At 70.1% G+C, this 20,598-nt stretch carries 12 protein-coding genes and 1 pseudogene; 8 read left to right on the forward strand and 5 right to left on the reverse strand.

The genetic code is table 11. From position 1 onward, the window contains the following. The 3 genes from BIV57_RS08625 to BIV57_RS08635 form a co-directional block, all read right to left on the reverse strand. The coding region (locus BIV57_RS08625; protein WP_071656098.1) for a DNA methyltransferase at nucleotides 1-4,829 on the reverse strand (4,829 nt) is incomplete at its 3' end. After that, nucleotides 4,826-7,807 carry an SNF2-related protein gene (locus tag BIV57_RS08630; RefSeq protein ID WP_079170147.1) on the reverse strand — a complete coding sequence of 994 codons (2,982 nt, stop codon included), beginning with the start codon at nucleotides 7,805-7,807 and terminating at the stop codon, nucleotides 4,826-4,828. The genes BIV57_RS08630 and BIV57_RS08625, both read right to left, overlap by 4 nt. A gap of 159 nt (nucleotides 7,808-7,966) precedes the next feature. Then, nucleotides 7,967-9,133, reverse strand: coding sequence for a serine/threonine-protein kinase (locus tag BIV57_RS08635; protein ID WP_245797485.1), 1,167 nt, complete (start codon nucleotides 9,131-9,133; stop codon nucleotides 7,967-7,969). A 316-nt stretch (nucleotides 9,134-9,449) separates the two neighbouring features. Here BIV57_RS08635 and BIV57_RS08640 point away from each other — a divergent pair, with 316 nt between their 5' ends. From BIV57_RS08640 to BIV57_RS26740, 5 genes and pseudogenes are all read left to right on the forward strand, one after another. Next, nucleotides 9,450-10,895, forward strand: a complete 1,446-nt coding sequence (locus BIV57_RS08640; protein WP_071656100.1) for a serine/threonine-protein kinase — start codon at nucleotides 9,450-9,452, stop codon at nucleotides 10,893-10,895. A 99-nt stretch (nucleotides 10,896-10,994) separates the two neighbouring features. Continuing rightward, nucleotides 10,995-13,316 carry a DUF4357 domain-containing protein gene (locus BIV57_RS08645; RefSeq protein WP_336445800.1) on the forward strand — a complete coding sequence of 774 codons (2,322 nt, stop codon included), beginning with the start codon at nucleotides 10,995-10,997 and terminating at the stop codon, nucleotides 13,314-13,316. Continuing rightward, on the forward strand, nucleotides 13,313-14,521 hold the full coding sequence (locus BIV57_RS08650; protein WP_071656101.1) for an McrC family protein: 1,209 nt from the start codon (nucleotides 13,313-13,315) through the stop codon (nucleotides 14,519-14,521). The genes BIV57_RS08645 and BIV57_RS08650 overlap by 4 nt, the downstream gene beginning before the upstream one ends. Nucleotides 14,522-14,852: 331 nt before the next feature. Continuing rightward, nucleotides 14,853-14,975, forward strand: a complete 123-nt coding sequence (locus BIV57_RS26380; protein ID WP_265736983.1) for a hypothetical protein — start codon at nucleotides 14,853-14,855, stop codon at nucleotides 14,973-14,975. Nucleotides 14,976-15,101: 126 nt separating this feature from the next. Continuing rightward, nucleotides 15,102-15,296: pseudogene (locus BIV57_RS26740) on the forward strand (hypothetical protein); the annotation flags it as partial. A gap of 402 nt (nucleotides 15,297-15,698) precedes the next feature. Here the strand turns inward: BIV57_RS26740 and BIV57_RS08660 are convergent. Both BIV57_RS08660 and BIV57_RS08665 read right to left on the reverse strand, forming a co-directional pair. Continuing rightward, nucleotides 15,699-16,034, reverse strand: a complete 336-nt coding sequence (locus tag BIV57_RS08660; protein WP_071656103.1) for a helix-turn-helix domain-containing protein — start codon at nucleotides 16,032-16,034, stop codon at nucleotides 15,699-15,701. Then, nucleotides 16,031-16,417, reverse strand: coding sequence for a type II toxin-antitoxin system RelE/ParE family toxin (locus tag BIV57_RS08665; RefSeq protein ID WP_079170150.1), 387 nt, complete (start codon nucleotides 16,415-16,417; stop codon nucleotides 16,031-16,033). Before BIV57_RS08665 ends, BIV57_RS08660 begins: the two co-directional genes overlap by 4 nt. Nucleotides 16,418-16,722: 305 nt before the next feature. Between BIV57_RS08665 and BIV57_RS08670 the strand changes: the two genes are divergently transcribed. From BIV57_RS08670 to BIV57_RS08680, 3 genes are all read left to right on the forward strand, one after another. After that, the gene (locus BIV57_RS08670; RefSeq protein ID WP_217651711.1) at nucleotides 16,723-18,456 is read left to right on the forward strand and encodes a ThiF family adenylyltransferase; all 1,734 of its coding nucleotides are present in this window, start codon (nucleotides 16,723-16,725) and stop codon (nucleotides 18,454-18,456) included. Next, entirely contained in the window at nucleotides 18,453-19,493 is a 1,041-nt protein-coding gene (locus BIV57_RS08675; protein ID WP_079170151.1) for a 3-oxoacyl-ACP synthase III family protein, read from the forward strand. The genes BIV57_RS08670 and BIV57_RS08675 overlap by 4 nt, the downstream gene beginning before the upstream one ends. 78 nt (nucleotides 19,494-19,571) lie before the next feature. After that, a complete protein-coding gene (locus tag BIV57_RS08680) occupies nucleotides 19,572-20,591 on the forward strand; it encodes a beta-ketoacyl-ACP synthase III (RefSeq protein ID WP_071656106.1) in 1,020 nt (339 codons plus the stop codon). Nucleotides 20,592-20,598: the final 7 nt, after the last annotated feature.

Genomic DNA, 20,598 nt, shown 5'->3' on the forward strand with positions numbered 1-20,598 from the left:
GCTTGGCGAAGATGCGATCGTCCGGTGACACGCAGGTAGTAGTCCATAGGCAAGGACGCCCAGAAGCCGGCCACGAGGATCGTGTCGGCTAAGGTCTGCATGATCAAACTTTGGGTGGCGTCAACGTGAGTGGGGCCAGCGGGGATTACGGCCGCATATAGTGCGCGCTCGGTATTAGGCGCGATCATGCATCGCCAGGCAAGCCGCGGGAAGGTGGCGTAGCGCCTGCGCGCCAGCCGGGTGAACAGGGCGTCGATCTCCTTGTGAGGAACCTCGTCCTCGTCAAGGCCCACCTTCTCTGCCAGGTATGACCGCGCCCGCGCAATCGCCGTGTCGCTGTTGCGGGCCCAGGTGAGGGAACGGTGATCCAGCCATCGGTCCTGTTCTGATCGGAATCGGGCTGGATCCGCGATACGCACGTAGGCAGTATCGGCCACGAAGTCCGATGGAAGCGAGGCTAGATCCCGACCGTAGGGATCATTGGAGTTGGCGTCATGGCGTTTGAAAATTGGTGTCGCGACGCTCAGTTGAGTGCCCTTCAGGATGACCTCGCGCCATGTACGAGGTTGGTACTCTCCGGAGTCTCCCTCGGAGCGGTTGTAATCGATAAGCCTCTCTTCCTTGGCGCCACTTTCATCGAAACCTCGAGTGATCTGCGGTGAGAGCGACCTCAGCCGCACCGGGTAATCGGCCAAGGCTCGGATAGCCTGTTCCTCGGCGGTGCTGACAGGGAAGAGAAGTCTCGCCTGTTCGAGCGGGGAACCCTCCTCGTCGAGTAGGCGCTGCCAGACGGCAAGTTGCGCATCATCAACCCAGACCACACGGGACCGATGGGGACGCTCGTCGAACTCGCCGTTCTTGTAGCGGATCCCCGGAATGTCGCCTGCGCCGTTGTGGGTTGGAGAGAGGCGTAGCGCATCAGCCGACACCAGCCATGAGAGGTGTTGAAAGCCGGTCTCCTTCTCATTGCCGTAGATGTGGACGCCGAAGTGCGAAGTATCGCCGATCGGGCGAGGGAAGAACCGCTGGCCCGAGTTCACAAAGTCGCCGTGGACGCGGAGACGTCGATAGGCTGCAGCTCGGAGGGCTGCCTCCTTGTCACCGTTGAAATGTGTGTCCGGGTGGAGGAGGCCGGCCGCTCCATTTCTTGAAGTGTGGCGCCAAGTACACGTCATGAAGGCTCGATAGAAGTCAGGGCGGGTTCCTGCAAGGAGAGGGTAGGTCTGCTTCGAGGCTAGGAAGGTGCTCGTCGCGCTTGTATTTGCAAGTTCGACAAGAAGGTATGCACGCGCTCCGCGCTCTGTAAGCAAACGATCGGAACGCCTACTGCGATCCTGAGCTGATAGCTTGGTTCTGAGTGCGAACCACGGCTCTAGTTCGGCCAGCACGGACGTTTCGTTCCAATCCGGCCGCACCCACGGAGGGTTGCCGATCTGAAGGTCGAACCCACCGGGGCCGGCGAAGACCAGCGCGAAGTCCAACTCCCAGTGCAGGAACCCCTGTTCCCCGGCGATGTCCGCGACCTCGTGGAGCCATGGGAACCGGAACGCCAGCGACTCCGCCGCATCCATCCCCATGAGCGCTGGCAGCGACTCCTCATACGTGTCGAGGTCGTCGAGGGAGCTGAAAGTGCCGACCTCGAAGAGGTTGTCGCGCTCGCCGAACGTGCCCAAGGTGGCCTCGGCGAAGTCGAGCCAGTCCGCCATGGACCGCATCGGGATGTGGCGGGCTCGGGCGGGGATCCGTGGGGCGGGCTTGCGGCCCTTCGTTCGCGTGGGCGCCGCCGGCGGCTCCGTCGCCAAGCCCTCGTCCAGGGCCGGTTGTTCGTCGCCGAGTGCGAAGATGCTGATCTGCTCGGAGAACCGCAGAGCTGCTGGGGCTGGAGCCGCCGGCTCGACCTCCTGAGTCTCGACGACTGGCGCCGCACGCTGCTGGGGGATCTCTCCCACATGTGGCAGCGCCTCCAGCGCCGCCGTGACGACGACCTCCTCCTCCGGGTCGTAGTCGGCCGCCGTCCCGTCCACCAGCCCCGCCTTGTCCACCGGCCAGAACCACAGCGCACACCAGGCGTTCATGACGGTCTTCAGCCGCCAGTACGGCGTGCCCTGCTTCTCGAAGAGGTCGCGGTAGACCTTCTCCTTCTTCACCACCGACTCAGGACGACGAAGGAACGCGTACTCCGGGTCGTCCTTACCTGCGCCCCAGACCTCTATGTGCCGCGATATCTCACGCTCCGACAGTTCCATGCGGCGGACGACCAGTTCCCACAGCAGCTCCGCCCGCCGCGCCACCGCCTGAAGGCGCTCGAGCTCGCTCCTCCGCCCGCCCTTCCGCTCGCCGCTCGGCGGCTTGAGGATGCCGCGGCGCCACTTCGCCAGCTGGGCGGTCTCCTCCGGTGCCAGCTCCTTCGCCTCCTTGGCGCTGGCGACGGCACCCCACCCAACCGCCGGAAGCAGGAACTGGTGGATGGCGCCCTTCGGGAGGTCCTGCCGCTCACCGTCCCTCAGGAACGGGAGCTCCGTCGGCGGCAGCGCGTCCTTGTTGGTCTTCAGCCATGCTTTGTCCTTCGCGACCACGTCCTTGCCCGCGTAGACCGCCCGCCGCGCCCCGATCAGCGAGTTGCCGCGCCGCAAGTGCAGCCCGAACCAGGGGGCCTGCATGCCCGGGTGCATGGTGTTGAGCCACAGCGAGACCTCGGCCAGCTCCACGGCTGTGTCGTTGAGGTCCACCCCGTACGCGTTGTGGAGCGCGATGTACGCCTTGACCTTCCGCTTCTCGTCCAGCACGTCGGCCGTCGGTATGGAGGTCTTCAGCTCCTCCTGCCGACGCCGCAGGTACTCCTCCGCCAACTGGTTGATGGCCTCGTTGAGGAAGGCCCCGGAGCCCAGCGCCGGCTCGCAGATCTTCCACTGCAGCAGCTCGGTGGCGCGCGTCTTGATGGTGTTGCCGGCCTCGTCCTTCTCCTGGTCGAGGCGGTACTTCAGCGCCAGTTCGACGGTGACCTTCGTCAGCGACTCGGGCGTGTAGTACGAGGCGGACGTCTGGCGGTCACGGCCGGCGAGCCGGTAGACGAACGAGCCCGGCGGGTACTTCTTCCGTCCCCGCAGCCCCTTCCTCCGGTCCTCCTCGCCGTACTCGACGAACACCTCGTCGGGGTAGTCCTTCTGCTTCGAGGACGGGATCATCCAGGAGCCGCCCTCAGGGTTGCCGTTCTTGGCGACCTCGCACAGCTCCGCGTCCGCGATGAAGCCGGTGTAGGCCATCAGGCCCTCGTACACCGCGCCCAGCTGGTTGATCCCGAGGTTGCGGTAGGAGATGAAGCCACCGCGCTGGCCGCGCTTGGCGGCCTTCTTCATCGTCAGCAGCCGCAGCACCTCGTGCAGGGCCTCGTTGCGGAGCCGAAGGTCCAGCAACTCGGGCCCGGCATCGGCATCCGGGTCGTCCTCGTCGATGCGCGGGTCCGCGATCTGGCGGCCGATCAGGCGGATGGCGCCCGGCTCGAACAGCTTGCTGTGCAGCGCCTCGAAGCGAAGCCCCTTGTCCCCGCTCCGGCGCGCCGCCTTGGCCTTCCGGGTCTCCTCGTCGTCGCCCGGGAGGTCGTCATCGGGTTCGGTGCCCCGGATCCGATGCCCGAAGTTGACCTTGTTGAACAGCACGTCCAACGAGGCGAAGAGATGGAAGCCGTTCTTGGCGCGCTCCTCGGTCAGCTGCTCGTCGCGGGCGACCAGCTCGCGCAGCCGGGCCATGGAGTAGCCGGCCTCGTAGGAGCCGTCGTCGGCCGGGAGTATCTGGAGCTCGGGGCGGGCCTCGGCGTAGAGCAGGAACAGGATCCGATACAGGTACCGGAGCGACTCGCGGGTGAGCTCCTTGGCGATGGGCACCGCCGGGTCCTCGATGTCGGGCGGGGTGAGGCCCGTCTCGTCCAAGCGGGCCAGGACCTCGTTCGCGATGATCTCGACCGAGCGCTGCAGGCCGTGCCGGAGTTCGCCGCTGACGCCGACCGCGTTGTCCGTCGAGGCCTTGAGCAGCGCGTCGATCGGCGGGGCCTCGCCGTTCTCACCCGGGGTGAGCATCTCGCGGCTGAACAGGGCAGCGATGGTGGCCAGCTCGCCGCCCTGCGCGCGGTCGTTGCGCTCCAACGCGGCGTCCAGGTTGGCGGCGAGGTAGCGGCCCTCGCCCCAGTGGTTGCGGTCGGCGAGCACCACGACGCCGCCGACCAACAGCAGCACGAAGCGCGGCTGGGGGCCCTTCTCGTCGCCCAGGTTGCTGTGGAACAGCCACTCGGCGAGCGCCGCGCCCGATCGAATCGTCTCGCTGCCGCTGATCTGACAGGGGGCGATCAGCCGACCCGGGCCGTCGCCGTCGATCGCGGAATCGGAGTCTTTCGCCCAGCCGCAGTCCAGGGCAATGATCCCCTCGCCCTCGAAGGCCACCTGCACGGCGTGCTGGCGCCCTGCTCGATGAACCGTCAACTCACCGGGAGCCGCAACCTGGAAGCCCAGCGCGGCCAGCACCTGCTGGTGCCACTCCGTAAGGCGCTTGCACCACTCCGCGTTGTCGTAGGTATGGAGCTGCGGCCCGTCGGTATCCGCCTCCCGGTCCCGCTGGTCCTGCTCCGCGAAGTAGCCGCGGGCCTCGTCGGTAAGGTAGCCGGCGCGAAGCGCACGCAGCAGCTGACGGGGGGTCTCCCGCGCGTCGTGCTCATCGCGTTCGCGCATCGTCCAGGTCGCGAGGAGACCCTTCTTCAGGTCGGCGCCGAGCTGCTCGGCGAAGTAGTGGGCGGCGAAGTATTCGCCCCTGTTGTTGAGTGAGTCGAACTCCGCGCTCATCGCTCCCCGCCGCCTTCCAGGACCGCCAGCAGGCGCAGCATCGGCTCGCCGGCGGTCTCCAGCTTCCTGATCAGATCGAACTGCTGGCCCGCGGTCTTTCTGACCTGCTGCTTATTGGGCCGCGAACCGGCGAACAGGGCCTCCTGCTGCCAGTGGGTGACGCGCTTGCGATAGGGCTCGAGGGCCGCGGCGGTCCGGTCCTGGTACTCCGCCTCGCGGGCCTTGAGATAGTCGCGGGCCGCGTCGACCGCGGCAGGAACGTGGGCCTGAAGCAAATCCCGGTCGAGTGGGACGGATCGCCCCGGCATCCGTGCCCCGACGCCGCACTCCTCCAGGAAGGCGTTGTCCATGGCCGTCACCTCCGGGGCGCCCGGCAGCCCGCGGACGGCCATCCACTCCAGCACGGTCGGCCGACCCAGGGCGTTGGAGTAGGTGCCCTGGATCAGGTAGATCGGGCCCTCGACGTCTGCCGCCAGGACGGGAGCCTCGTGGTAGCCGACCTCGACCAGGACCTTGTCGGTGATCCAGTCGAGGACGGGGTGGACATCGGTGAGGTAGGAGACGTTGGGCCACTGGGAGGTCGAGGAGTCGCGGGCCGCCTTGAGGCGTCGATCGGCGAGGCGCTTGTCGAAGGTGACGAGGATGCGGCCGGGGCGTTGGTCGGTGGGCAGGATGCGCTGCTCGTCGAGGTAGGACTTGGGCAGGGCGCGCAGCCGGTAGAGCAGGTCGCGCGGCGGCTCGAAGGCGATGGTGCCGTCATCCTCATGACGGAGGCTCAGCTCGTCGGCGGGGTCGGTGCGGGTGACCTGCCGCAGGGCCTCCTCGAAGTATGCGGCCGTGCTGTCGAAGAGCCGGGGGATGACGGCGTGCGGCACGTCCTTGTGCTCCGGAACGGCGCCGACCTGTCCGAGCAGGTTGGAGAGGAACCCGGTCACGCCCTGCTTGGCGTCCACCAGGGACTGCTCCACGGTCTTGCCCGCGATCAGGTCCCTGGTCAGCCGGTCCTCTTCGTCCTTGGCGCGGTCGGTACCGGCTGCGGCCTCCGCCGAGCCCTCGATCTTGTGGGCCTCCTCCTCGCGCTTCAGCAGCTTCTCGCCGACGAGGCGGTCGTCGAGGGAGCGGGGCTCACCGGTCCTGGGATCAGTGCGCCACGGCACCGCACTGACGAGCACCAAGGCGCGGAACTCGGGGCTGACCTGCTGGCCGTAGCGGTCGATGCGGCCGTTGCGCTGCTCGATCCGAATGAGCGACCACGGTAGATCGAAGTGGACCAGCTGGCTGCAGTGCTGGTGGAGGTTGACGCCCTCGGAGGCTATGTCGCCGGTGAACAGGATGCGCACCGGGTCGTCGCGCAGCCCGAAGCGCTCGACGATCTCCATCTGCTCCTGGTCGGTGTTGGCGTCCCCGTGCATCACCTGGATGGCGCCGCCGCGCCCCTGGTGGCCGTAGGCGAGCCAGGGCTTCTTGTCATCGACGCTGCCGTCTTTGGTGAAGCCGAGAGCCGGCGGGACCGCCTCGGCCAGCCAGGTGAGGGTCGGGATGCTCTCGGAGAAGACCACCACGCGGGTGTCGGAGTCCGGCCCTACGTTCAGGTCGCGGAGCTGGTCGATCAGGGCCCGCAGCTTCGCCGAGTCGTCGTCGGTGATCTGCGCGGCGAGGTCGTGGAGCCGCTGCAAGGCCTCGACCTCGGCCGGCTTCGGGGGACGCTTGCGGTACTTGAACCGCTGCTGGCTGGACGTGATCGTCGACAGCAGTGCCTTGTGCGAGGAGAGGAACTTCTTGAACAGGTTGTAGCCGGTGAGCTGGTGGCTGCCGGCGGACTCGCCGCTGCCGTCGCGGGGGATCCAGTCGCGGGCCAGCGCCTCGAAGACCGCGTCCTCCTTCGCGGACGCCTGGACATGGATGGGTGTGGACGGCCCGCGGTCGGCCCAGGAGCCCTTGAGGGAGTCGCGGACCTCGGGGGAGGTCTTGGTGCGGCGGAGATAGAGGTGATCGAGGTCGTCGACCCGATAGTCGGTGGGATCGGCGATCGCCGCCGGATCGAGCAGTTTGATCAGCTCGGCGAAGGACCTGGGGTCGCCGTTGTGCGGGGTGGCCGAGGCCAGGAGCAGCGCGTCCGTGCGCGGAGCGAGCAGGCGGGCGAGCTCGTTGCGCTCGGACCCGCGGTTGACGAGGTTGTGCGACTCGTCGATGACGACGGCGTCCCACTTGGTGTTCTCGAGGTAGTGGCCGTAGAGGTTTTTGTTCTTGAGGGTGTCGATGGAGATGATCGCCCGCTTGAAGTAGGCGAAGGGGTTGCGGCCGGCGGGTATCTCCTGCTGCATCCGCTGGACGCCGGCGGAGTCCAGCCGGACCAGGGGTATCGCGAAACGGGTCCACATCTCGCGCTGGAACTGCTCCAGCACGTGCTGCGGGCTGACGACCAGGATGCGTTCGCCTCGTCCGCGCCTGATCAGCTCGGCCAGCAGCACGCCGATTTCCAGGGTCTTGCCGAGGCCCACCACGTCGGCGATCAGCACCCGGGGCTGGGCGTTCTTCATCGACAGCGCCAGCTCTGCGGGGCGGAGCTGGTGGAGCTGGTGGTCCATCAGGAAGTTGCCGGCGAGGGCGAGGCCGTGCTCGGTCTGCGGCAGATGCGTCTTGCGGATCACCGCCTCCAGGTAGAGGCGGGCCCGACGGTGGTTCGGCGAGTCGTCGGCGACGAGCTTCGTCCTTCGGGGGTCGAGCGGCCGGATGTCGTCGAGGCAGCTGTAGAAGACGGCCTCGGTATCGCGAACGAACGGAGAGATACCTGTGACCTCGATCCGGAAGCCGTCCCGTGCGGTCTTCTCCACCTTGCGGACAAGCCACTGCTCCTCGCGGACCTCGACCTGCGCGCCCGCGGAGAAGCCGACCGGCTCGGCGGCGCCGCGCTGCCGCCGCACCGCGTCGTCGTCGGGCTGCCATTCCCGGAAGTCGGTACCCTCCTCGGGCCGCATCCCCTCAGCAGAGGCCCCCGCCTCGAAACTCACCGGCTGCTCCACTGCGCACCCTCGCCAGCTCACTAGTTTCCTGACACCATCATGGCCGAATGCCGCCCGAATCAACCGAGTTCGAGCGTTGCGGTTCGGGATCGCCCCCGGGTTACTGACGCCCTGTCACAGCGACGAGTGGACCGCATACCTTTCGCGCAGCTCGTCCGCGACCCGCTCGGACGCCGGTTTTCGCGGCGTCCTGCGGGGAGCGGTCGGCCGGTCCGCTTCGGGAGGCGGCGACGGTGACGGCACGTCCGCCTCGTCGACGTCGTCACCGCTCTGGGCGGCGCTGGTGTCGGCGCCGACATCGGCGCCATCGGCGAGCGGGCCGTCCTCGTCGTCTTCGTCCTGCAGCGCCGCTTGTCTCAGGCGTTCCTGGATGGCCTCCCACTGCGGGGTGAGTACCTGTTCCAGGAGGACGGGGCGGAGCGGCTTGGGCGCCGTCCGGTCGACCAGCATGTTGCGTGCCTGGACGGGGATGACCTTTGCGGCCGCCATGAGATCGGTGCACATCGACGCGGCCGTGTCCAGGCTGAGGCGATCCGCGGGGGAGTGGGCCATCATCCCGGTGACGAGGAGACTCAACTCCTGGGGCAGGCCGCTCAGGTCGGGAGCCACATCGGGCCTGCGGACCAGGTCGGCGATGACCGCCCACTCTAGGCCGTCATAGGGGTAGTGCCCCGTCGCCGCGAACAGCAGCACCGTGCCGAGCGCATAGATGTCGGCGGCGGGCGTGACCTTCGTCTGGCCGGCCGCCTGCTCCGGCGGCATGCAGCGCACCGTCCCGATGACGGTCCCCGGATTGGAGAGCGTGCCGTGCCCGGAATCGGCGAACGCCGCGAGCCCGAAGTCGATGATGATGGGACCGTAGTCGCCCAGGATGATGTTCTGCGGCTTCAGATCGCGGTGCAGCAGGCCGACGGCGTGCACGGCGGCGAGCCCCTCCGAGAGCAGCGCCCCGAGACTCGCCACCAGAACGGACGGGAGCGGGCCCTCCTGGTTCACGTAGTCGAGCAGTGTGCGGCCCGGCACGTAGTCCATCGCCAGCCACGGGCGGTCGGCGTACGGATCGGCATCGAGGAATCGTGCGACGCGGTTGGTGCCGATGATGGTGCGCGCGATCTCCGCCTCCTTCTCGAAGCGGGCGCGCGCCACGGGGTCCAGCTTGTCGGAGCGGATCAGCTTGACGGCCACCGGGTCGCCGGCCGGCGAGTAGGCGCGGTAGACCTCGCCCATCCCCCCGCAGCCGAGCATCTCCACGACCGTATAGCGGCCGATCTTCTCGGGCATGTCCCCCATCGGACCCGTCGTACCCCTCTGCTCCACCCCGGCCCTGCTATCGCTGGACCACCGCTGCTCAGCGTAACCCGCCGAACTTGCCCATGGCGATGGGTTCCTGACCAATAGTCATGTTCTGTGTTCCCTGACCACCGTCACCACCGGCTTGCCCCGTCTCTGTAAGCGCTCCGGCTTGCCGCACCCCGAGATCGCTGCTGGCGTCGGTGCCCTGGACAACGCTCCGTTCGAATTTCTCCGCGACCCGGTCCGCTGGGTATGCCTACTGGTTAGGCTCTTGCCACCTGGGGAGAGTGGGAAGGGGCGGGGTATGCGCGGGGAGTTCCTCAACGGCCGGTACGAACTCGTCGAGCGGCTGGGACGGGGCGGGATGGGGGAGGTCTGGGCGGCCCGTGATGCGCGGATGCAACGGGACGTGGCGGTCAAGCTCGTTACTGCGCTCCCGCAGATGGGCGAGGACGAGACCTTCCTCCGGTTCCGCCGCGAGATCAGATCGGCGTCCCAACTGCCCGGACGGTACACGGTCATCGCCCACGACTGCGGCGAGGCCGTTCTGGACGGCGAACGCGTCCTCTACATGGTGATGGAGCGGCTGACAGGTCGGACCCTGCGTGAAGCGGTCCTGCAGAATCTCCCCTCCTGGAAGTTGGCCACAACCTGGTCGTTGCAGATCGTCGCCGCTCTGGACGCCGCGCACCGGCAGGGCATCGTGCACCGGGACATCAAGCCGGAGAACATCATGTTCAACGCCGAGGGCGATCTGAAGGTCCTGGACTTCGGCATAGCCAAGTTCCTCGGCGACACGATGCTCGTCAGTGGCCTCACCGTGACCGGCAAGGTCATCGGCAGCCCGCTGTACATGTCACCGGAGCAGGCGCGCGGCGACTGTGCCGTGGATCACCGCACCGACCTGTATTCCTTCGGCTGCCTGCTCTACTTCATGCTCACCGGCCGGCCTCCGCACAAGGCCGACAACCCCTACGCGCAGATGCACTTGCTCTTCGAGGGGCGGATCGAGTCGCCGCGTGAGCTGAACCGGACGGTCCCGCCCGCGCTGGACGCGCTCGTCCTCGACCTGCTGGCCCGCGCGCCGGGGAACCGCCCCGCCACGGCCGGCGAGGTTCTGGGCCGGCTGAGTGCTCTCGATGCGACGCCTTCCCCGGACCGGGCCGCTGCCGATAGCGAGGCGGCCGCGCTGTCCAAAGCCGCCCGCAAGCAGGCAGATGCGCTGCTTTCCGACGCCGCGGCCGAGGCAGCAATGCTCCGGGACGACGCCGAAGCCCTCTACGAGGAGACTCGCGCCAAGGCCGCGCAGGCCGCGGCTGATTTCGAAGCGAATCTGGCCAAGCGGCGCGAGCAGTCCGAACGGGATTTGGCCGCACGGCAGCAGAAGGCGGAGAGGCGGCTGACGGAGATCGAACACCGCGCCGAGCAGCTGCGCCTGGAGGCCGAGGGGCTCCGCGCCTCCGCCGCGCGCCGCGCCCGGCAGACTGTGCAGGCGGCCGAACGGCAAGCCGAGGCCGTCGTCGCCGAGGCGGAGAACAGGGCCGACCGGATCCTCCCGAAGGCCGCACTGACCGCACTGCGCGACACCGTGGGCGCGGTCATCGCCGACAGCAGATTCACCCCGGTCGGCGGGCTGGTCGAACAACGGGCCGGCATCCTGCGCCAGCTGACGAAACTCCACGAGGCGCTGACGCGCTTCGATAAAGCGACGAGCAGCGAACAGGGGACGTCGCCCAGACCGTCGACCTGACGGGTCATCGGAAGTTTGTGTGTCGCGCACGTGAGGCGGGACGGGGCGTTGGTAGCTTCGGCGCAGGCGGCGGAGAGCTGTGGCGGGTGAGGAGGGGCGATGACCGCGTGGATGGTCCGGGCCGGGCGGAGCGGGGAGCGGGCGGAACTGGCGCTGGAACAGGGGATTGCCACCGTCGGCTTCAGCGAGGTGGGCGACCTGACCGACGCCGTGTCGCGGGAGGAGGTCGCGGAACGGCTGCGCGTCGGCGTGCCCGACGCCAAGCCCGCGACGATCGCCAACTGGGCGGGGCAGCTGTGGGCGTTCAGGGACACGATCGAGGTCGGCGACCTGGTGGTGATGTCCGTCAGGCGCGGACAGGCGTATGCGTTCGGCCGCGTGACCGGCCCCTACCTCTACCGGTCCGACCTTCCCGAGGATGCCCGCCACACCCGTGCCGTCCAATGGCTGCGGCGCGAGGTGGCGTTCGGCGGCATCGAGCTCGACCTGCGCCGCTCCCTCGGCTCGCTGCTGACGGTGTTCCGTGTGGTCAGGAACAACGCCGAGGAGCGACTGGTCGCGCTGGCCGAGGGGGGTGAGGATCCGGGGCGGCCGAGGACCTATCCGTCGGTCGAGTTCGACGCGAGGATGCCGGACGGGGACGCGGTGGCCCGGGGGCGGTTGCTGACGGAGGAGTCCCAGCGCGGCGTCCCCAAGTTCCTGGTCTACGCGGGCTCGCCCGCCCGTGTGGAGGCCGTCCCGTCCCTGGAGAAGAGCCTGCCCGCCTCCCATCGGATGCGTCAGCAGCTGATCGCCGACGGCTCCTTCACCCGGTCCGAGAAGTGGCCGGGATGGTACGAGACCACCCGCGACATCGAGTTCTCCTCGCCGTCGTCTGCGGCGGAGGTGCTGCGGGGCACCAGCTCCAACGGGTGGCGCCAGTGGCAGACGACCGACGGCCGCAGCATGCACGAGGTGGTCGGCCGGGACGGCGCCGAGACGCGGCGCGCCTGGCTGGTGCGCGGCCTGGCCGCCAGCGGCGAGGACCTGGTCCCCGACTGGATCGCCGAGGGGTACTGCTCGCTCGCTGCCTCGCGCCTGACCGAGGAGGACGTCGGCGCGGGGATGGGCAAGGAGGAGCTGCGCGCGGTCGTCGACGACGGGTACGAGCACCTGTCCTACAACGCCCGCGCCGAGAAGACCGATGAGCTGTATGCGTTTCTGACCCGGATGCGCGTGGACGACCTGATCGTCGCGGTCTCCGGGGACGACCTGTTCCTCGGCACCCTCGCCGGTGACCCGAGCCCCGGCCTCGACCCCGACGGGCGCGCGAGCCTGCGCCGCCCCGTCGAGTGGCACAGTGAGCCGATCGAGGCCGACGGACTGCCCGACGCCGTGCAGGCCAAACTCTCCAGCCAGCGCGAGGTGGTCGACCTCACGCAGGTCCTGGAGGTGCTGCAGAGCCTGCTGGAGGACGGGGAGCTGCTCGTCGGCGAGGCGGACGGCGACGCGGCCACGGCCGTGGCCGCAGGCGTGGCGGCCGCGGTCCGCGAGGTGCTGCTGGCCGACCCGTCGGCGGAGCTGGCCGAGCGTCTGCTGGTTCCCCGCGCGTGGCTGCAGGAGGTCCGCGACCTGCTGCAGGACCGCAAGCAGCTGATCCTGCACGGCCCGCCCGGCACCGGCAAGACCTTCCTGGCCCAGGCGTTCGCCGAGGACGCGGCCGGGAGCCGAGCGGCTGTCAAACTGGTGCAGTTCCACCCCTCCTACGCCTACGAGGACTTCTTCGAGGGCTTCCGCCCCGCCGTCTCCGCCGGCGGCGCCGGGCTCGGGTTCGAACTGCGTCCCGGCCCGTTCCGGCGGCTGTGCGACCAGGCCGCGGGGAGCCCGTCCACCCCGCACTTCCTGATCATCGACGAGATCAACCGCGCCAATCTCGCCAAGGTCTTCGGCGAGCTGTACTTCCTGCTGGAGTACCGCAAGCGCACCGTCGACCTGCAGTACTCCGGCGAGTTCAGCATGCCGCCGAACGTGTTCCTGATCGGCACGATGAACACCGCCGACCGTTCCATCGCGCTGGTCGACGCCGCGATGCGCCGCCGGTTCGCGTTCCTGCCGCTGCACCCGGACGAGCCACCGGCCCAGGGCCTGCTGCGCCGCTGGATCGCCCTCCGCCACCCCGGGCGCGAGGACGTCGCCGAGCTGCTCGACGAGCTCAACTCCCGCATCCGGGACCGCGATGTGAAGATCGGTCCGTCCTATCTGATGCGTGACTCGGTCTATGACGCCGACGGGCGCGGGCTGGACCGGGCCTGGCGCACCGCGATCCTGCCGCTGCTGGAGGAGCTGCACTACGGCGAGGGCCTGGACGTCCCCGCCGCCTACGGCCTGGAGGCGCTCCGGCGGGCGGTCGCCGCGCGCAGCACGCCGGCCGGGCAGCCGTGACCGCTCCGGCCCGGGTGGTGCGGCTGGTCGAGCGCGGGGAGGCGGCGCTGGTGCCGCTCGATCCGGACACCGGCCGCCGGCTGATCGACTCCCGGGCCGTCGATGCCCGTCCCGTCCCGGGCGATCCGGTGCTGTGGGAGGTCCGGGCGCTGGACCGGGTGGGCGTGGCCCGCTTCGGCGACATCGAACTGCGCATTGCCCCTAAGCTGCCGATCCGTCGGCTGTTCTTCCTGCTGTCCTTCCGGCTCGATCCGGCCGGTTGGCGGGACGGGGCGGCGGTGGAGGTCGACGCTGCCGCGGAACTGCTACCCGCCATGGCCCAGCTGTTCGAGCGCCAGGCCGAGCGAGCCCTGCGCCAGGGCCTGCTGCAGGGCTACCGGCGCACCGAGGATAGCCTCCCGGTGCTGCGCGGGCGCCTGCGCGAGCACGACCAGCTGCGGCTGCGCCCAGGCGTGCCCGTCCCCCTGGAGGTCGGCTACGACGAGTTCACCGCGGACATCGCGGAGAACCGGCTGCTGCTGGCCGCCGCCACCGCGCTGCTGGCCCTGCCCGGGCTGCCGCCCGGGTCCGCGGTCCGCCGTCGGCTGCGCCGCCTTAAGCGGATCTTGGAGGTGGAGGTCGCCCCGCTGGTGCGCGGCGCCGACCTGCCCGCCTGGCGGCCGAGCCGACTCAATGCGCGCTATCAGCCGGCGCTGCGGCTGGCCGAGTTGGTGCTGCGCGGCGGCTCGGTCGAGCAGCAGGACGGCAGCGTCCGCATCGACGGTTTCCTGCTGAACCTCGCCACCGTCTACGAGGCGTTCGTCTGCACCGCCCTGGGCCGGGCGCTCACCAGGTATGGCGGGTACTGCCGAGATCAGGACCCCTGGCACCTCGACGCGGACCGGCGTATCCGGATGCGCCCTGACCTGGTCTGGTACGCAGACACGGGGCGGCCGGTCGGCGTCGCCGACGCCAAGTACAAGGCGGAGAAGCCCGCCGGGTTCCCGGACGCCGACCTGTACCAGATGCTCGCGTACTGTACCGCCCTCGGTGTGCGCTCCGGACACTTGGTCTACGCCCGCGGCACGGAACCTGCCATCCGCCATGTGATCGCCGGCGCGGACGTCGAACTCGTCCAGCACGTCCTGGACCTGGACCAGGACCCTAAGCCGCTGCTCCGGGACGTCGACCGGATCGCATCTGGCATCGCCGCATCGCGGCGGTAGACCCGGGGCCTGGCGGTTGGCCGGCTGCGTCGCCGGATCGGAGGACCTTTCCCGTTCGGGAAAGGGCTCTGTTTTGACCCTGTGCATGGCTGGCCGGAAGGGTCGAACTCGTTCCAGTCGGCCAACAGCAAGGGGCCCTGGTGGCGCTGGGGAAGGTCTACTCAGAGTGCAGCCCGTGCCCGACCATGAGGCGCAAGGACGGGGAGAACCTGGTGGTCCAGGGGTTCAGGGTCACCGACCCCGGTGACCTCGCCGACCTCGGGCTCCCGGAGAACGAGACCGCCGTGGTCGTCCCCGCGTTGCTGTTGGAGGGCTGTCTCCATGCTGAGAGATGGAGACGCTGCCGGTCTACGACATCGAGGACGAGCGGGAGGAGTACGAGGCGTTTCTGCGTGGCGATGCGATGCCGCCCGACTTCTATGACAACCCCTGGGTCAACATCAAGGCGGGCTAGGACATCGGCATCATGCATGGCAGTGGTGGCGGGGTCGGGCTTCTCGCCGATGTCGGCGAGGTGGCGAGCGAGCAGGTCACGGGCGCGGCGAGCCGCAGCCGGATGCCCAAGTCGCATTTGCAGCTGGAGGCCGGACTGAAGCTCGTGGTGGACGTGGCCGGGGGCAGCGGCGAGCTCGTCCTGACCAGCATCATCGGCTGGGTGGACCTCGAGGCGCTCACCGTCAACGCGGGCCTGCACGAGTCTCGTCCCACCGAGACCCGGGAGGAGCGCCGGGCCGGACTGGTACGCCTCGGCGAGCTGGTGGCCTCGGCCTGTGCACGGAATGTGCACGGGCCGGACTGCCGAAGGGCATTGCCGCACGTCGCGCATGGTGCTGATTGAGCGTCAGACTGTCCCCGGCGTACGGGCCGACTCGTCCGCCGACCGCGTCGGAGAGGGCTCCTGATCTGCGAACTAGCAGGTCGGGAGCCCTTTTTCGTCTTCGCGGCCGGAGTGGATCCATCGGGGTTCTGGGGCCTGTTTCGGCCTGTCTCTGGGCGGAGTCAGAGCCTTGCCCCATCCGGGAGGCCCTCAGGCGAGTCGAATGTGGTGTGGCGGAACGGCGGCTGGGTCACCGATCTCGCCGAACTGGCCCGCCGCGTGCCGAGGAGAGACGCTCGGGCGTCGACGCCCGGCTGATTGACCACGAACACTGCGTCCGCATGGCCACCGCCTGCCGCGCTACGCGGCGTGTGTGTCGGTGCCGCGGAGAATGTAGAGGTCGTCGCCGAAGACCGCGGAGATCTGGATGTGGCCGCCGAGTGCCGAAACGTAGCGGGCGACGGCCTCTATTGTCGAGACCTCGCCGCGCTCGATCTGCGAGACGCGACTCTTGGTGACGCCCATGCGATCGGCGACCTCGGTCTGGGTGAGGTTCAGCGCCTTGCGGCGCTCGGCGAGGCGGTGGCCGTCGATGTAGGCCTGGTTGCGGCGGCGGGCGTCGGCCACGGCCTGCTCCCCGCCGGCGTCGGCGACGAGGTCGGCTCGGACATCGCTCCACTTGGGAAAGTCCGTCATTGCTGTTCCTCCTCGTTCGTGTTCGGTTCGGCCTGGCGTTCTGCGAGATACTCGGCGTACAGCTGTTCGGCGCGGGGGATGGCGTGCCTGTACCACGATGTCCAGTTGCCGGACTTGTCGCCGCCGGTGAGCAGGACGGCGGATCGCCATGGGTCGAACGCGAACAGAACCCTCAGCTCGGAGCTGCCGGCCGAGCCGGGCCGGAGCTCCTTGAGGTTGTGGACGCTCGAGCCGGCGATCCGATCGACGAGCGGTCGTCCCAACCCGGGGCCGGCCTCCGCGAGCCGGTCGATGGCGTCCACGACCTGGGCCTTGGACTTCGGATCCAGCGTGCCCACCCAGTCGAGGAACTCATTGGTGACGCGGATCTCCCACTCCTCCACAGCGGAAGTGTAGCAAATCCTTTACTTGCGCGAGGGTGGAGCGGAGGACCGCTGGTGGCCGACAAGCCTCGCTCGGGTGTTCTCGATAGCGTCCGCGGGCCGTGGGTGAGGGCTTGTCACCAATCCGGCAAAACGGAGCGTAACGACTGCGGGTCCTGATCGTTTGTTGTGGCGGGAGTGTGCCGGAGGGTGCGCTTGCGGTACCTGACGACAGGAGGGCTGACGTGCTGGAACATCCGGAATCGGGTGGGCCGGGGTGGCGGGTGGCCGCGTTTTGGTTGGGCCGTGGGGATGGGGCCGGACAGGTGGCGGAGGGGGTGCGGCGGCTGCGGGCGCGGATCCTCTTCGACCACGGGCGGAGGCCCGATTTCCGGACGGCCCTCGGGGAGTTCGAGGACGACCAGGAGCTGGACTTCGGGGCCTGGCACTTCGTGGCCCGGGACGGGGACGGGGAGGCGCTCGGGTATGTGCGGCTGTGCGTCCCGGAGGTCGGGGAGCAGTTCCAGACGCGGGCGTTCCTCGGGGCGGAGCGGTACGCGGCGCTGCTGCGCGAGCACGGGCTCGACGCCGCCGACACCTACGAGCACAGCCGGCTGGTGGTGGAGCACCGGGCGCGGAAGCTGGGGCTGGGGATCCACCTCAACGCGGCGGCGATCGGGGCCGCCCGCCACCTCGGGGCCAGGGCCATGGTCGGCACCTCGGGGACGGCGGACGGGCAGGACGTCTTCCATGCGCGCTTCGGGTTCCGGCCCGTCGACGGGACGCGGCGCTATGCGGAGCAGTACACCGAGGACGTCGTGGTGATGATGTACCGGGCGGCGGAGCGGGCGGGTGAGCACGCGGCTCTGGTGGAGGAGCTGGAGCGGGCCTTTCCCGGGATGGTGACGTCGGCCGGGGAGGCGGCGGCGTCCGTGCGGCCCGCGCCGAGGAAGGCCGCGGGCCGGCCCGAGGGCGACGCGCGCTGGCGGGCGGAGCTGTTCGACGCGGCGCGGGACGAGGACGCCCGGGCCGTCAAGGAGCTGCGCGGCTCGGGGCAGGTGCGGGAGGAGCTGGACACCCTCGGCGCGCAGTTGGAGGAGCTGGTCACCTGCCGCGAGCCGAGCCTGCGCGGATCGCGTGACGGCATCGAGCGGGCCGTCACGGAGCAGCTGGCCGGGCGGCCCGTCGAGGAGTACGGCACCTGGGCGTGGTACCCGTGGTCGGGGCGGCTCGTGCACCTGCTGCCGCGCGAGGAGTTCCGGCTGGTGCGCACCGACCGCAACCGCGGCCGCATCGAACGCCCGCAGCAGCGGGACCTGCTGGAGCGCCGGGTCGGCATCATCGGGCTCTCGGTGGGCAGCAGCGCCGCGCTCACCTTCGCGATGGAGGGCATCGCCGGCGCCTACAAGCTGGCCGACTTCGACGAGCTGAGCGTCTCCAACCTCAACCGGCTGCGGGCCGGCGTCCACCACCTGGGCCTCAACAAGTGCGTGATCGCCGCGCGGCAGATGGCGGAGATCGACCCCTGGCTCGACATCGAGATCTACACCGAGGGCCTCACCGACGAGGTGATCCGGGAGTTCTTCACCGGCGGGCACGGCCCCATCGACCTGCTCGTCGAGGAGTGCGACACCCCGCGGATCAAGATGGTGGCCCGGCAGTGGGCCCGCGAGCTGCGGATCCCGGTCGTCATGGACGCCAACGACCGCGGCCTGCTCGACGTGGAGCGCTTCGACCTGGAGCCCGAACGGCCGCTGCTGCACGGGCTGCTGGGCGACGCCACGGCGGACGAGCTGGCCGACCCCGGCCCGCAGGAACTGATCGAGATCATCCTCGCGATGGTCGGACGGAGCAGCATCAGCGCCGAGATGGCCGCCGCCATCCCGCGCATCGGGACCACCCTCAGCAGCTGGCCCCAGCTGGCGTCCGGGGTGGCGCTGGGCGGCGCGCTCACCGCCGACGCGGCCCGCCGCATCCTGCTGGGCCTGCCCCGCCCCTCGGGGCGCTACTACACCGACCTCGACCTGCTCACCTCGGCGGAGCGGAACGTCCTGACATGACCACAGCCGCTCTCCCGGCGGCGTCCGCCTCCCACTCGGGGACGGGCCCGTCGGGCTCCTTCGCCGTGGCCGGCAGCGGCCTGCACATCCCTCCGGCCGTCGTCACCAACGAGGAGATCACCCGGGTCACGCACCGCAGCGGGGACTGGATCACCTCGCGCACCGGGATCCGCGAACGCCGCCGCCTCGCCCCGGAGCTGGCCACCTCCGACATGTGCGTCGCGGCGGTCCGACCCGCGCTGGCGGCGGCCGGGGTCGAGGCGCCGGACCTGGACGCCGTCATCGTGGCGAGCTACACCCAGGACCAGCCGATGCCCTCGACCTCGGTGGTCGTCAAGGACGCCCTCGGCGCGGCCCGCGCGCTCGCCCTGGACGTGAGCCACGCGGCGTGCGCCTCCGGGGTGCACGCCCTGCTGATCGCCGCCCATCTGCTGCAGAACCCCGCGTTCGGCACGGTGGCCGTCATCGGCGCCGACTGCGCCTCCCGGGTGATCGACCCGTCCGACCGCACCGCCCGGGTCTTCTTCGGCGACGCCGCCGCGGCCGTCGTCCTCACCCGCGCCGGCGCGTCGCAGGGCGCCGGCCTGCTCTCCTACGACATCGGCTCCCAACTCTCCTACGCCGTGCAGATCCCCGCGGGCGGCTCCCGCCGGCCCACCAGCGCGGAGACGGTCGCCGCCGGCGGCCACCACGTCAGCATGGACGGCCGCGCCGTCTGGGAGACCGCGACCACCCGGCTCCCGGAGAGCATCGGCGCGGCCGTGGCACGCGCGGGCCTGACGCCCGCCGACATCGACCACTACTTCTTCCACCAGGCGAACCTCAACATCCTCGAGGCCGCCCGCCGAAGCCTCGGGATCCCCGCGGAGCGCATGCCCGTCACCCTCGACAGCCTCGGCAACACCGGCTCGGCCGGCGTCTTCACCGCCCTCCACCGCATCGTCGGCGCCGGTGCGCTGCGGTCGGGCCACACCTCGGTCGTCACCGCCATCGGGGCGGGCTTCCACTGGGGGACGCTCGTCCTGCGGCAGCCCTGAACCGACGCACCGACGCACCGTCACCCGCGCCGCGGTCCCGGACCCGGACCGCGGCCTCACAGGAGGTTGCCCGCCCGCATGGCCCACGCAGCAGTCGTCGCCGCGGTCGCAGGACATCTGCCGCCGCACGTCGTCACCAACCACGAGCTGGCCCAGCGCTTCGACACCACCGAGGAGTGGATCCGCACCCGCACCGGGATCGTGCAGCGCCACCACGTCCGAGCCGGGACGGCGACCAGCGACCTGGCCGCCGAGGCCGGGCGCCGGGCGCTGGCGAGCGCGGGGGAGGACCACGCCGACGTGGTCATCGTCGCCACCACCACCCCCGACCGCCCCTGCCCCGCCACCGCGCCCACGGTCGCCTCCAAGCTGGGGCTCACCGGGGTGGCCGCCTACGACATCGCCGCGGTGTGCACCGGCTTCCTCTACGCGCTGCAGGCCGGCGCCTCGGCGGTGGCGGCCGGGGCCGCCCGCCGCGCCCTGGTGATCGGCGCCGAGACCTTCAGCACCCTCCTCGACCCGTCCGACCGCACCACCGGCGTCATCTTCGGCGACGGCGCGGGCGCGGTGCTGCTGCGCGCCGGCGCCCGCGGCGAGGCGGGCGCGATCGAGGCCGTGCACCTGGGCAGCGACGGCACCCTGGCCGACCTCATCACCGTCCGCGCCGGAGGCAGCGAGCAGCGCGCCCACCCGGACGACGAGGCGCATGCCGACCCCTACTTCCGGATGGACGGCAGGCCCGTCTTCATGGCCGCGGTGCGCCGGATGACGGAGTCCGCGCACACCGTGCTGCGGCGGACCGGCTGGGCCGTCGACGACCTCGACCATCTCGTCGGCCACCAGGCGAACATCCGCATTCTGCACGCGGTCGCGGAGCGGCTCGGGCTGCCGCCGGAGCGCGCGCTGGTCAACCTTGACCGGGTGGGGAACACCGCCGCGGCGTCCATCCCCCTCGCCCTCGCGCACGGCCGCCGCGAGCGCCGGCTCGGCACCGGCGACCGGGTGCTGCTGACCGCCTTCGGCGGCGGGGCGACCTGGGGCGCCGCGGCCCTCACCTGGCCCGACCTGCCGGACCTGCAGCACCCGCCGGCGACCTGAGACCGCT

Origin of the sequence: Mangrovactinospora gilvigrisea, assembly GCF_001879105.1 — a bacterium.
GTDB classification, from domain to species: Bacteria; Actinomycetota; Actinomycetes; order Streptomycetales; family Streptomycetaceae; genus Mangrovactinospora; species Mangrovactinospora gilvigrisea.